Here is a 12,832-nt window from a genome sequence, read left to right as displayed (position 1 = left end):
TCGCGCCACCGTCTCCCAGCTGGCAGGCGCCGACGAGCCGGCGCCTGCAACGAACGCGGACTAGAGCTCGCCCAGGCCCTCGGCGGTGCCGTCGGCGCCGACCTGCAACAGGCGCAGCGTGTTGGTCGCGCCGTGCTGCTCCATGTGGTCGCCACTGGTGAATATGACGCGGTCGCCGACACTGAGCCGGTCCTGCTTGAACAGCGCCTTGATCGCGCTGCGGGCGGCATCGCGCGAGGTCAGGCCACGGCTGTCGAAGTCATAGGCGACGACGTCGCGCATCATCGTCATGCGCCGGCGCGCGCCGTCATGGCGCGACATCGCGAAAATCGGCACCTGCGAGCGGAAGCGCGAGAGGAAGCGCGCGGTGCCGCCGGATTCGGTCATGGCCACGATCGCGCGCACGCCGATGTGCTCGGACAGGAACATCGTCGCCATGGCGATCGCCTGGTCGGCACGCTCGAGGTTGCGCGGCGCGGCTTCGAAATCGGTGTCGCGATTGAACTGGCGCTCGGCGCCCAGGCAGATGCGCGCCATCGCCTCGACCGCCTTGACCGGGTAGCGGCCGGCAGCCGATTCCTGCGACAGCATCACCGCGTCGGTGCCGTCGATCACGGCGTTGGCGACGTCGAGCACTTCGGCGCGGGTCGGGATCGGGCTGTCGACCATCGACTGCAGCATCTGCGTGGCGGTGATCACCACGCGGTTGCGCTCCAGTGCCTCGCGGATGATCTTCTTCTGCAGGCCCGGCAGTTCGGCATCACCGATCTCCACGCCCAGGTCACCGCGCGCGACCATGACCACGTCGCTGGCGTCGACGATCTCCGACAGGTTCTCGATCGCTTCGGCGCGCTCGATCTTCGACACCAGCGCGGCATCGCAGCCGGCGGCGCGGGCGATGCGACGCGCCTCGTTCATGTCTTCGGCGTTGCGGCAGAACGACACCGCGATGAAGTCGGCACCGAGTTCGGCCGCGACCAGGATCAGCTCCTTGTCGCGTTCGGTCAGTGCGCCCAGCGAAAGGCCACCGCCCTGCTTGTTGAGACCCTTGCGGTCGGACAGCGCACCGTCGTTGAGGACGGTGGTGATGATGCGCTCGCCCTCGATCGCACCGACGCGCAACTGCAGCAGGCCGTCGTCGAGCAGCAGCACGTCGCCGGGGCGGACGTCATCGGGCAGGCCAAGGTAGCTGACGCCGACTTCGCGCAGGTTGCCCGGCGGCGGATTGGCGCTGGCCACCAGGTCGAAACGGTCGCCTGCCTTGAGCAGCACCTTGCCCTCGGCGAAACGCTCGATGCGGATCTTCGGACCAGGCAGGTCGGCGAGGATGCCCACTTCGACGCCGACCCGCTTGGCGGCTTCGCGAACGGCTTCGGCGCGGGCCACCTGCGAGGACGGATCGCCGTGCGAGAAGTTCAACCGGACCACGTCGACGCCGGCGGTGAGCAGTGCATCGAGCACGCCCGGCGGATCAGTGGCCGGGCCGAGGGTGGCGAGGATCTTGGTGCGGCGCTGTGTGGTCGTCATCGATTGCTGCTTCGCCTGGTGCGTTTCCGTTGATTCGGGCGACGCTAGCACAGCTGTGCGTTCATTCGAATTGAATACGCATGCAATTGCGATGCGGGCCATCCATACCGTGGGGGATGTGGCCAAGTGGTCTGCAATCACCCGGGCAAAAGCAGACCAGCGGTGACGCGAACCCTCTCCCCGCCGCCTTCAGGCCACCAGCAGCCCCTGCAAGTCGCGCGGCGCATCGGCCAGGTGCAACGCCCCCGCCTCGCGCAGCTCGCTCTCGCCACCAAAGCCCCACAGCACGCCGACATTGCGCATGCCGTGGTGGCGCGCGCCTTCGATGTCCATGCGCCGGTCGCCGATCATCCAGCACTCGCCGGCAGCCACGTCGAAGCGCCGCAGCGCCTCGCCGATCAGCTGGTCCTTGTGGCTGATGCGGCCATCCAGGGTCGCGCCGACGATGTCGTCGAAGCGATGGCCGAACGGCAGGTGGGCGGCGATCTTGCGCGCGTGCGGTTCGTTCTTGGCGGTGACCACGGCCAGGCGATGGCCGGCCGCGTGCAGGGCTTCGATGGTCTCGCCGATGCCGGCATAGACCTCATGCTCGGCCCAGCCGTGGCTTTCGAAGCGGTCGCGGTAATGCAGCACGGCCTGCTCGACCTGCTGCGGATCGTCCAGCAGCGGTCCGAAACTGGTGCGCAGTGCCGGGCCAATCCAGCGCCGCAGTTCCGGTTGTGGCGGAACCGCCAGGCCCATGCGGGTCAGCGCGTACTCGACGCAACGGGTGATGCCGACCGCCGAGTCGATCAGCGTGCCGTCCATGTCGAAAAACAGGGTTGCCATGATGCGTGGTACTTCCGTCGGGAGAGGACGGGCAACTGCGCCATCCGCAGCCACCCGCCCGCCATTGGACCCGACGCACCCGGTCCGGACAAGGCGCGGGTTTGGCGACTCGCGCTTCCTACAGCGCCTTCTTCTCGTCCTGCACGTAGTGGCGATCGGCGCGGTACAGCGCCAGGCGCTCGCGGAAGCCGTCGGCCATCTCCTTGTAGTCCGGCAACTTGACGGCCATCGCGTCGGCGCGCTCCAGCGCCAGCGCCTGCAGCTCGACCGCGCGCTTGAAATCGCCGGCAGCGGCGTGACAGGCAGCGACCGTGTCGAGTTCGGGCAGGTCGAGGGTGGTCGGCTCGGCCATTTTCGCCACGGCCTGCATGCCCATCGCCGGATTGAACGTGTCCGGATACGGCGACGTGCAGGCCGCCCATGCCAGTTCGTTGTACGCGTTGGTCATGCCGCCGTCGGCGCCCTGCTGCCACAGGACGATCGCCTGCGCACGCGTCTGCGCGCTGCCCTTGTGGTGGAAGAGCCAGCTGCCGTAGAAGGTGCTGGCCCACGGCTGCCTGGCGGCCAGCGGCGCTTTCAGCCAGCGCATCGCCTTGGCTTCGTCGACCTTGCCGAAGTCGCCCCACAGGTAACTCATGCCCAGACGGGCCTGGGCGTACAGGTCGCCCTTCTCGGCCACAGGCAACAGCCATTGCAGGGCCTGCTGCGGATCCTTCTTCATGCCGCGACCGGCCAGGGCCATGTCGGCCAGGCTCGCCCGCGCCCGTCCGGCCTGGCTGCCGTCGGCCAGCGCCTTGAGGATCCGCACCGCATCGGCCGCATTGCCCTGGAGGCCCGGCTCGTCCCGGGCATACAGGTCGGCGATATCGAACAAGGCATCGAAGTCGCCCATGTAGGCAGCCGGCAACAGCCACTTTTCCGCCTGCGCCCACTGTCCTTCGCGAAGACTGAGCTCGGCGCGGTGGCGCATGGCCCAGACCACGCCGCCGTGCGCAGCCAGCACCACGTACTGCTCGCCACGCACTGCGTCGCGCGCGCCGTCGCCAAAGATCAGGGCCGAACCGTACGTCGCCTGCGCCATCGCAGTACCGGCGTCGGCCGACTTCTCCTGCCACTGCCGCTCCAGCTGCGGCTGGCCTTCGCGGTCGTAGTAGTCGGCGAGCAGCGCGAAGCCGGCGCCGTTGCCGTTCTCGGCCGGTTCGGCGAGGAACGCCAGCTCGTCCGCGTCCAGCTTCGGCTTGGCCTTCGACAGCACCTTGCGCCGCAGCGCCTCGCGACGGGCGAAGCGGTTGCCCTCCGCGGCGGCGCGATCCAGCCGCTTCTGCAGCGCAGGCGGCATGGCGTCGTCGGGAATGGGATCCTCGTGCATCCGCAGCCACAAGCGGGTGAACTCGGCGGTGGCGCCGTAGTTGGGCCAGCGACGATCGGCCGCATCCAGCAGCGTCCACGCCGTGGCCTCGTCGCGCGCCACGCCCAGGCCCTGCAGGTGCGCATAGGCGAGCAACACCATCGACAGCGCCTGCTTCTGCTCGGCGCGCGGCAGCAGCGCATCGACAAAGCCTTCGCCGCACGCCGTCGTGGGTGCGGTGCCGCACACCTGGGCCCATTCGAAGGCCGAGCGCAGGCCACCGTCGCGTGCGGCCGGGCGCAGGACCTCCAGTTTTTCATCGATGTCGTCGGTCTCGCGCGACTTGCGCACGGCGGTGACATCGCGCGCGGACGGCTCGTTGCTGGCGCCGTCGATCATGTTGACGACCAGCCCGTTGCGCAGCACCGGAAACCCGTAGCCGGGTTCGCTGCGGGAGATCTGGTACATGGTGTCGATGTAGTCGAAGGTCAGGTGGCGCTCAACCTTGGCCTCGGCGTCCCAGCCGACGATCACCAGCGGGAAATAGCGTTCCGGCCGCGGCGAGTCGTAGGTCACCGACAGCACGTCCATGCCGCTGGCCATCACCAGCGCGGTGGCATCGGACGCTCCCAGCACGCGGATCGGCTTGCTGGTGCCGGGGTCGCCCGCCTGGCCCAGGGCGTACCGCGACAGCGCAGCCAATGCCGTCATCTCGCGCTCGGCGGCAGCATCGTCACCGGTGGCCTGCGCGCACATGTAAGCGATGCGCCGCACTACGATGCTGATCGGCGCGGCGGCGACGGAACTGGCGACCACGTCGCGGTGTTGCGTGCAGGCGGCCGCGTCCACGTGTTCACCGTCGTAGGAAACGGTGTCCATCAGGTCGAACGCCTTCGTCGCCGGCTCGAACTCGCCGCGGGCGAGGAACTGCTGCCAGGCCTGGGCCGCGTCGAAGTCAGGCGTCGCCGGTCCAGCCGCGGCGGCGGGCGCAGCCAGCGCGAGAAGCGCAAGCTGCAAGGTGACGTGCAGGGAAAGTCGGCGGGTCATGGCGTCTGCGTCTCCTCGATCACGGACTTGAGCAGGGACTTCAGGCGCAGGTCGCGATCCTCGGCCTGCTGCGCCAGCGGCAACTGGAAGCGCAGGCGCGCCGACAGGTCGTCGCGCAGCTTGCGCAACTCGGCGACGTGCGCGGGGACCTGCTCGGCGCTGATGTCGTTGGTGAGCACGTTCATGTCGTACGTCAGGTTGACGTGCCCATCGTCGATCTTGATGTCGCGTCGATAGGCAAACCCCGGCGAGGCATAACTGGCGGCCTCGTTCTGGAACGACGGCTTCCAGCCCTTGGGCACGTCGACATGCATCTCATGGCGCAGCCGCACCGGCTGGCCAAAGTACAAGGGGCCGTTGCGCGACATCGACGGCGGTAGCGCGCTCTGCGCCGACAACGTCTCGGCATAGACATTCAGCGCCTTGCCGCCGCCCTCGTTGTCGAACGGATTAGCCAGGCGGTAGCGTTCCACCAGTGTGATCCGGTTGCGATCGAGATCATCGCGGACCACGGCCGGCGAGGTCACCGTGAGTTCGCCGAAGCGCTGGCGGTAATAGTCGGAATAGCGTCGCGACACCTCCTCGATGCGCTGGCCGGCGAACTGGCGACGGGCATTGTTGGCGGTGCGACCCTGGTAGGTGGTCTCGACGTCCAGCATGACTTCGCGACCGTCGACGCTCGGCACGAAATGCTCGTTGACCACGATCTGGACGTCGGCTTTCGCGGGCGCAGCGATCGGCTGCGGCGCGGTGACGCCGGCGGCGACCGGCAACGCCACGCCGTACTGGCTCTGGTCGCTGTCGCGAGGATCGCCGCCCTGGGCCGTCAGGGTCGGGTCGATCCAGAGCACGTCGGCGCCGACCCTGGCGCGCACGATCACATGATTGAACAGCGATGCGGCCGGGGTGAGGTCGGCGATACGGCGCCCACGCGTGGTCGACACCAGCGCCGGCGACGCGTCGATGCCCAGTCGCTCCAGCACGGTCACCAGCAGGTAGGCCTTGTCCTTGCAGTCGCCGTAACGGCGCGTCCAGGTGTCGGCCGGCGGCGACGGACGGTGCGAGTTCTCGCCCATCTCGACTCCGAAGTAGCGCACCTGCTCCTGCACGGTGCGCAAAGCCGCCTTCACCTGCGCGTAGGGATCGCCGAGCTTGCGCCACTGAGCGATCTTCGTTTCCAGGTCGGCCGGCAGGACGGCGCGCGGATACAGCGGCAGCGCCCAGGTCACCACGTCGCTCCAGTTGCGCTTGAGCGCCACCGAGGCTACCGGGTAGGGCTGGTACCAGATCGGGTAGTTGTCCTCGTCGACATAGGCCGGGATGCCGTGCCGCACGAACAACGCCTCGGTCCGGCCATCGATCTGGGCGATGACGCCTTCGGGAGCATTGTTCTCGCGGTGCACGTTGAGTGCGCTGCCGCCGTCGTAGACCGCGCGCAGGCGCGCATCAAGCACCGGACTGCGCCAGCCGAAACTCATCGCGTCGACCGTGTTGCCGGCCAGCACCGGATTGCTGCCGGTGATGGTGTAGTTGATGCGGACCACGTCGTCGACGCGGACGTCGTCGAGCACGATCAGCGCGGTGACCTCGCCGTCGGCCAGGTCCTGCTCGAACTCGCTTTCCCGCCGCGCCAGCGAGATCCGCTCCGGCGCCAGCCGCGGCTGCCACTTGCCGCCACGGCGCAGTTCGACGCGATGGATGGTCAGTTGCTGGTAGCCCGGGTTGAACTGGATCTGGAAACGGCCGGCTTCACCGAGCAGCGATGCCGCCTTGGCCTCATAGACGTAATCGACGTAGAACCCGTCGTGCCCCTTGCGGTGGTCGATCTGCACGTCGTACAGCCAGAAGCGCCATGGCGCACCGCTGGCGCCGGGCGCGGCTGCGTCCCAGCGCGCCGGCACGTCGTGACGCTGCACGAACGCTGGCGCGTCGGCCACCTTGAAGCGGTATTCACCGCGCTGGTATTCCACTTCACCCGCGCACACCGAACCGGCCAGCAGCCAGGCCAGCACCACCCATGCGATACGCATCCACCGCCCCCAGTTTTCCCCTGCGTCGAATACTAATGGAACAGGAGGCGGATGGAGGAAGGGGGCAACCCCGCGCAGTCAGGCCCGCGCGGTCAGCCCCGCGCCTCGAGCGCGGTGACGGCCGGCAGTTCCTTGCCTTCGAGGAACTCGAGGAAGGCGCCGCCGCCGGTGGAGATGTAGGACACGTCCTGCTCGATGCCGTACTTGTCGACCGCGGCCAGGGTGTCGCCACCGCCGGCGATCGAGAACGCCTTGCTGGCGGCGATTGCGCGCGCCAGGGTTTCGGTGCCCTTGCCGAAGGCGTCGAACTCGAACACGCCGACCGGGCCGTTCCAGACCACGGTGCCGGCGGCCTTGATCAGTTCGGCGTAGCGCGCGGCGGTGTCCGGGCCGATGTCGAGGATCATGTCGTCGGCGCCGACCGCGTCGACCGCCTTGACCGTGGCCGGGGCATCGGCAGCGAAGGCCGGTGCGACCACGACGTCGGTCGGCACCGGGATGTCGGCGCCACGCGCCCTGGCATCGGCCATGATCTTCTTCGCGGTGTCGACCAGGTCGTTCTCGACCAGCGACTTGCCTACGCCGTGGCCCATCGCGGCGATGAAGGTGTTGGCGATGCCGCCGCCGACGATGAGCTGGTCGACCTTGCTGACCAGCGACGCCAGCAGTTCGAGCTTGGTCGAGACCTTGGAGCCGGCGACGATCGCCAGCAGCGGCCGCGCCGGGTTGTCGAGCGCCTTGGCCAGTGCATCGAGTTCGGCCATCAGCAGCGGACCACCCGCGGCGACCCTGGCGAAGCGGATCGCGCCGTGCGTGGACGCCTGGGCGCGATGGGCGGTGCCGAAGGCGTCCATGACGTAGACGTCGCACAGCGCTGCGTACTTCTTCGACAGCGCCTCGTCGTCCTTGCCCTCGCCGACGTTCATGCGGCAGTTCTCCAGCAGCACCAGCTGGCCCGGGGCAACATCGACGCCGTCGACCCAGTCCTTGACCAGCGGCACCTCAATCCCGAGCAGCTCCGAGAGGCGCTTTGCGACCGGGGCCAGCGAATCGGCCTCGCTCCACACGCCTTCCTTCGGCCGGCCCAGGTGCGAGGTGACCATCACCGCCGCGCCCTTCTCCAGTGCCAGCTTCATCGTCGGCACCGCCGCGGTGATGCGCTGCTCGGAGGTGATGCGAGCGGGCATCCCATCGACATGCTCGATCGGAACGTTGAGATCCTCCCGGATCAGCACGCGCTTGCCGGCGAGGTCGAGGTCGGACATGCGGACGATGGACATGGGGGCGGCGCTCCGGGTGATTGCGTAGCCGCGTATTGTCGCGGCCCCGGTGCCGGAATGAAACCGCCGCGCCGCCGCGGCAAGCACCGCGGTGCGCGCCCCGCTAGGCCCCGCCCGGAGTTTCGGAATCGTGAGCCGCGCCCTGCCCGGCCGCCGGCCTGGGTTGGCGCAGCAGGCTCAGCGCAAACGCGCTGACGACCAGCGCGCCCAGCACCAGCACCGCCCACAGCAGCCACGAGGTCCAGTCGCGCCTGGCCGCGAACGCCGCGTCGCCTGCCAGGACCTGCGATGCACCGAGATAGGCCGGCGCCGGTTGCCAGCCCTCTCCACGCTGACCGCGCATGGCTTCCACCAGTTGCGGCAACGGCGAATCGGCGCGGCGCGCACGGGCACTGCCGGCGACCAGCGCGTAAGGCGCGGCCCCCTGCGCGAGGAAGACCACCACTTCGGGCCGGTAGCCCAGGCGCAACGCCGGTTCGCCGCCGACCGGCGTGTTCGCGCTCAGGCGCCAATAGCGGTCGCGGACGATCTGATCCAGTGCCCGCGCGCCGGAGCGGCTGCCGCGCCCGGCCGAATCGACCTGCCAGGCCGTCCACGGGCCGGCGCGCAGGCGCCAGGGGCCATCGTTGTCATCGCGGCTTTCCAGCCGCCACTCGACGGCGTGATTGCCCGGCAGCGCCACGTCGACCTGCTGCACCGGGAATCTGCCTTCGAGATTGAATTCGAACGTGTCGCGCCCGGACGACTCGACATGGCGTCCACGCAGTTGCTGCCACTGCGGCGCGGATGCCACCGTAACGCCAGCCAGCTCGGCGCTGATCGCGGTGATCGCGATCGGCTGGTCGCCGCGGTCTGGCGTCAGGCGCAGATAACGCACGTGTCGCCCTGCCGGCAGCTCGATGCGCCGCTGCAACAGGCGCCGCCCTTCGCGCTGCAGATCGACCAGTCGGCCGCGCGTGGGCAACGGCTGCCACTGGTCGAGGTCGTCGCTGCCTTCGACGCGAAAGCCCAGGTCGAGTGCCGATGTCGGCTGCCAGTGCAGCTCCAGCGCCGAGATCGCCTCGCGCACCTGGCTGGCGTCGACCAGCAGCACGTTCTGCGGCAATGCGGCCGCGGTGGTACCGGTCACGCGCGCTTCAACGCCGCGCAGCCGGCCCTCGCCATCGATCGCACCGACCAGCTCCCAACCTCCGGCCGGACCATTGGCGGGCGTGGCCGGCAACGTGAACCACGGCAACGCGATCCGCGCCGGTGCCTGCACCAGTGGCTGCTCCGGCGCGAACAACGCCGACGGCACGGCAGCGCCTTCGTGGTTGCGCACTTCGAAGTCGCGCAGGTCCGCGCTATGCAACTGCCGATACACCGACGCATCCAGGGTCACGCGATAGGCGCCGCCATCGTCGCGGCTCAGCTTGAGCGGCCATTGCTGCGCGAAGTCTTCGCTGGCACCGGCGGGCGCGGCAAGGAACAGGCTGGCCGAAACCATGCAGGCAGACAGCAGGCGGACAATGCGGGCGAGTTTCATGGGCTGACGTCGAACTCCGTGCGCAGCGCACGCGGCGGTGCGGGCGCGAAATAACCGACCAGCGTGCACAGCAGGCCGTAGGCGATGAACGAGGCGATCCCGAGCATCGTGCCCAGGTGCGAACGGTCGACCAGGATCAGCTTGACCAGCACCACCGCCATCAGCACCGCGCCGGCCCGCCACAGGTCGCGCTGGCCGCGGCGGGAACCCAATATCCAGCCGAACACGCCGAGCACGCTCCACACGATGGTCAGGCTGGTCTGTACCAGGCTGGTCGAGAACATCGAGCCGTCCCAGGCCACGCCGCCGAGATGGTGAACCGTACGCAGCGTAATCACCGTGATCAGGGCGAAGCCGGCCGCGGCCAGCAGCGGGATGCGACGTTCACGCAACTCGTCGGAGACCAGCGGCGAAGTGAGCCATGCGGCGACCAGCCCGACCTCGGCCAGTTGCGCCATGTCCAGCGGGTTGAGCAGCGGCACCCACGGCAACGGCGCGCTGTTGCCGGCGATGGTCAGCGCGATTGCGGCGGCGAACGCCAGTGCGAGCACGAACGTCCACTGCAACGGCCTGCGCCACTGTTCGAAGTGACTCGCCAGGGGCATTGCGATCCACTGCGGACGCCACTGCACCAGCGCGGCAATGCACCAGCCGGGCAAGCCGAGCGCGGCGATCTGCCAACCCTCGCCCCAGCCGGCGTCGCTGGCCAACTGGTGCAGGCACAGGCCCGCGGCGAGCGCCCACGCCCACAACCACAGCGCATGGGCCATGCCGGGTTCGCCATTACCGTCGGCATGGTCGCGAAGGCAACGCAGGCTGCGCCAGCCGGTCAGTGCGAACAGCAGCCACGCCACCCCGCCGAGGCCGGCAAAGGGATGGCCATGCGCGGCGTCCTGCGCGAGCGCCAGCAGCACCGCCGCGGCCATGCTCGCCACCACCGTCCATGCCAGCGCGCGTGCCGGGTTGCGCCGATGGACTTCGGCCACGATCCAGCCCGTCACCGCCACGAACATCAGGATCGCGTCGGGCCATTCCTGCGTCGTGACGAAGCGGTCGATCTCGTGCAGCCCGTTGCCGAACCACCAGCCAAGGCCCCACAGGTAATAGACCAGCGCCGGCGGGTCGGCGGCGACGCGGCGATAGCTCCACGCGCTGGCGAAACCGGCGATCGCGATCAGCAATGCGCCCATGCAGGCCGCGTTGAGCACCGGCGTCGCGGCGGCCGGGTTGTCGGCAAGGCCGATGGTGAAGGCGCCCGCGGCGAGCAGCTGCAACAGCAGCCCTGTCACTTGCGGCAAACGGCGTTGCTGGTGCGATCCCAGCCACACCAGCGCCGCACCCTCGAGCGCGAACACGCAGGCGGTGGCCTGCGCCGACAGTGCCAACGGCACGGCCAGCGTGGCAAACCCGACGGCAAGCAACGCGTGCGACGTCGCCAGCGTGACGAAGCGTTCGCGCCGGCGCAGCCACCACGACAGCGCCGCATACACCACCGCCAGCGCCAGCGCGCACAGGGCCAGCTGCATGCGCTCGCCTTCGAGCAGCGCGGCCTGCAACGCGAAGGCCACGAGCGGCGTGCCAAACACCAGGCAGCCATCGATGCGGTCGCGCTTGCCATCAGGCCGTTGCTGCGCGTAGAGGATCGGCACGAGCAGGTAGCAGAAGAAGAACAGCAACAGGAACGGTTCGGTGCTCGCGAAGTGCTCGGGCTTGTAGCTCATCGCGCCCCAGACCGTGCCGACACCGAAGGTGAAGACGAAACCCAGCAGGTTCAGCGCGCGCCACGGACGCATCCAGGCAATCGCGAAGATGGCCAGGTTGAGCATGGCGTAGTAGCCGAACAGCGCGACGTGGTTGCCGCTGCCGGTCGACAGCCAGATCGGCGCGAGGAAGCCGGCCAGGATGCCGAGCACCGCGAGCGCGATCGCGTTCTGGCGAACCGCCAGCACACCGGCGCCGGCCACCAGCACCACGCTCAGGCCGAACGCGGCGCCGGCCGGTAGCAGCTGGTAGAAGCGGAAGGCCGCGAAGATCACCAGCAACAGCACGCCGATCGCGCCGCCCTGCAGGCTCAGCGCGAAGCTGCGCCTGGCCTCGCGCTGGCGCCAACCGAATACGAGCGCCGCGAGCGCCGAGGCGGCAATGCCGGCCAGGCGCAGTTCGACCGGCATGCGCATCCAGCCCTGGTCGGAGGCGTACTTCAGCAACGAGGCGATACCGGCGAAGAACACCAGCACGCCGACCTTGACCGGCATGTTGCCTTCGGTGAACCACCTGCGAACTGCACGCGTGGCCAGGTCGACCATGTCCGGTCGCGCCGGTTCGCGCGGCGCGCGCGCGTACTGCGGCGTGGCTCGTTCGCGCGCGGCGGCCGGCAGCGGCGGCGTCGGCGCCGGTGGCGCCGACGCAGGCGCGGCGGGACGTTCGAGCGGAGGCGGTGTGGCCGCGGCAGCCGATGGCGCCTGGGCGCGCATCCATTCCTGCAACGTCGGCCCCTCTGCCTGTTCGCGGGCGACCGGCGGCGAGCGCAATTGCGCGACCTGCGCCTCGAGGACGGCGACGCGCGCCTTGAGCGTCCCGATCATCGTCAGCGCGACGATCAGCAGGACCGGCACCGACAACACCAGCAGCACGAGAATTCCTATTCCACCAGCCATCCATGGGCCCCCTGTTGTGGATCTGGGCTCACATTACCGCAAGCGCAGGTGTGCGGTTCAGCTTTTGCGTTCGGATCGTGGCGCACAACATTATGTGTTGACCAACCAGCTCGACCCCACTATGTTGTGTCCGTCGGTGCCGGCCTAGCGGTCGGCTTAAAAGGGAAGTCCGGTGCGGCCACGCTCGAACAGCGAGCGGCCAAGTCCGGCGCTGCCCCGCAGCGGTAGTGGAAACGAACGCCGTCATGGCACTGGGCCCAAGGCCTGGGAAGCGACGGTCAGTAGGTGAGGTCACCAGCGGCAAACGCCCGGTCCTCGCGTCCAGAGCCCGAAGACCTGCCGACAGCCGCGCGTTGCACACCGCGCGGTGACCGGCCAGCGAGTCTTCGGAGGGAAGACGGTCGGTGTCGCACGGTGGCGCCGTTGCTGTCGAAGAACGCATGCGCCACTCCAGGCCGGTCTCGGCCTGCGCGACGCCGCAACCGCAATCTCCGAGTCCCGCGACCCGCGCCACGCCGCCCTTCGAGGGAAGGACGACGAGCCGTGCGCCCACGCACCGGAGCCAACAGCATGACCACCACCACCGACGC

At 69.1% G+C, this 12,832-nt stretch carries 7 protein-coding genes and 1 riboswitch; all 7 genes read right to left on the bottom strand.

Annotated elements, in window-relative coordinates; all coding sequences use genetic code 11:
- Positions 1-60 precede the first annotated feature (60 nt).
- A complete protein-coding gene (gene pyk / locus AC1DER_RS12375) occupies positions 61-1,527 on the bottom strand; it encodes a pyruvate kinase (RefSeq protein WP_441817086.1) in 1,467 nt (488 codons plus the stop codon).
- A gap of 189 nt (positions 1,528-1,716) precedes the next feature.
- Entirely contained in the window at positions 1,717-2,355 is a 639-nt protein-coding gene (locus AC1DER_RS12370; protein WP_477245887.1) for an HAD hydrolase-like protein, read from the bottom strand.
- A gap of 118 nt (positions 2,356-2,473) precedes the next feature.
- Positions 2,474-4,750, bottom strand: a complete 2,277-nt coding sequence (locus AC1DER_RS12365; protein WP_477245890.1) for a tetratricopeptide repeat protein — start codon at positions 4,748-4,750, stop codon at positions 2,474-2,476.
- Complete coding sequence (locus tag AC1DER_RS12360) at positions 4,747-6,780, bottom strand: DUF3857 domain-containing transglutaminase family protein (protein ID WP_477245892.1); 2,034 nt, start codon at positions 6,778-6,780, stop codon at positions 4,747-4,749. Before AC1DER_RS12360 ends, AC1DER_RS12365 begins: the two co-directional genes overlap by 4 nt.
- Before the next feature lie 92 nt (positions 6,781-6,872).
- Complete coding sequence (locus AC1DER_RS12355; RefSeq protein WP_477358015.1) at positions 6,873-8,060, bottom strand: phosphoglycerate kinase; 1,188 nt, start codon at positions 8,058-8,060, stop codon at positions 6,873-6,875.
- A 103-nt stretch (positions 8,061-8,163) separates the two neighbouring features.
- Positions 8,164-9,585: a DUF3999 domain-containing protein gene (locus AC1DER_RS12350; RefSeq protein WP_477358012.1), complete on the bottom strand. Its 1,422-nt coding sequence runs from the start codon at positions 9,583-9,585 to the stop codon at positions 8,164-8,166.
- Positions 9,582-12,242, bottom strand: a complete 2,661-nt coding sequence (locus AC1DER_RS12345; protein ID WP_477358009.1) for a DUF2339 domain-containing protein — start codon at positions 12,240-12,242, stop codon at positions 9,582-9,584. Before AC1DER_RS12345 ends, AC1DER_RS12350 begins: the two co-directional genes overlap by 4 nt.
- 117 nt (positions 12,243-12,359) lie before the next feature.
- A riboswitch (cobalamin riboswitch) is annotated at positions 12,360-12,600 on the top strand.
- Positions 12,601-12,832 lie beyond the last annotated feature (232 nt).

The organism is Lysobacter sp. 05T417, from assembly GCF_056396405.1.
Note: the sequence above shows the minus strand (reverse complement) of the source record. Positions and strands in the feature narration are given on the sequence as shown.

Bases quoted from the DNA above. Each gene is read 5' to 3' on its own strand.
- pyk (WP_441817086.1), bottom strand. From the start codon at position 1,527: ATGACGACCACACAGCGCCGCACCAAGATCCTCGCCACCCTCGGCCCG.
- AC1DER_RS12370 (WP_477245887.1), bottom strand. From the start codon at position 2,355: ATGGCAACCCTGTTTTTCGACATGGACGGCACGCTGATCGACTCGGCG.
- AC1DER_RS12365 (WP_477245890.1), bottom strand. From the start codon at position 4,750: ATGACCCGCCGACTTTCCCTGCACGTCACCTTGCAGCTTGCGCTTCTC.
- AC1DER_RS12360 (WP_477245892.1), bottom strand. From the start codon at position 6,780: ATGCGTATCGCATGGGTGGTGCTGGCCTGGCTGCTGGCCGGTTCGGTG.
- AC1DER_RS12355 (WP_477358015.1), bottom strand. From the start codon at position 8,060: ATGTCCATCGTCCGCATGTCCGACCTCGACCTCGCCGGCAAGCGCGTG.
- AC1DER_RS12350 (WP_477358012.1), bottom strand. From the start codon at position 9,585: ATGAAACTCGCCCGCATTGTCCGCCTGCTGTCTGCCTGCATGGTTTCG.
- AC1DER_RS12345 (WP_477358009.1), bottom strand. From the start codon at position 12,242: ATGGCTGGTGGAATAGGAATTCTCGTGCTGCTGGTGTTGTCGGTGCCG.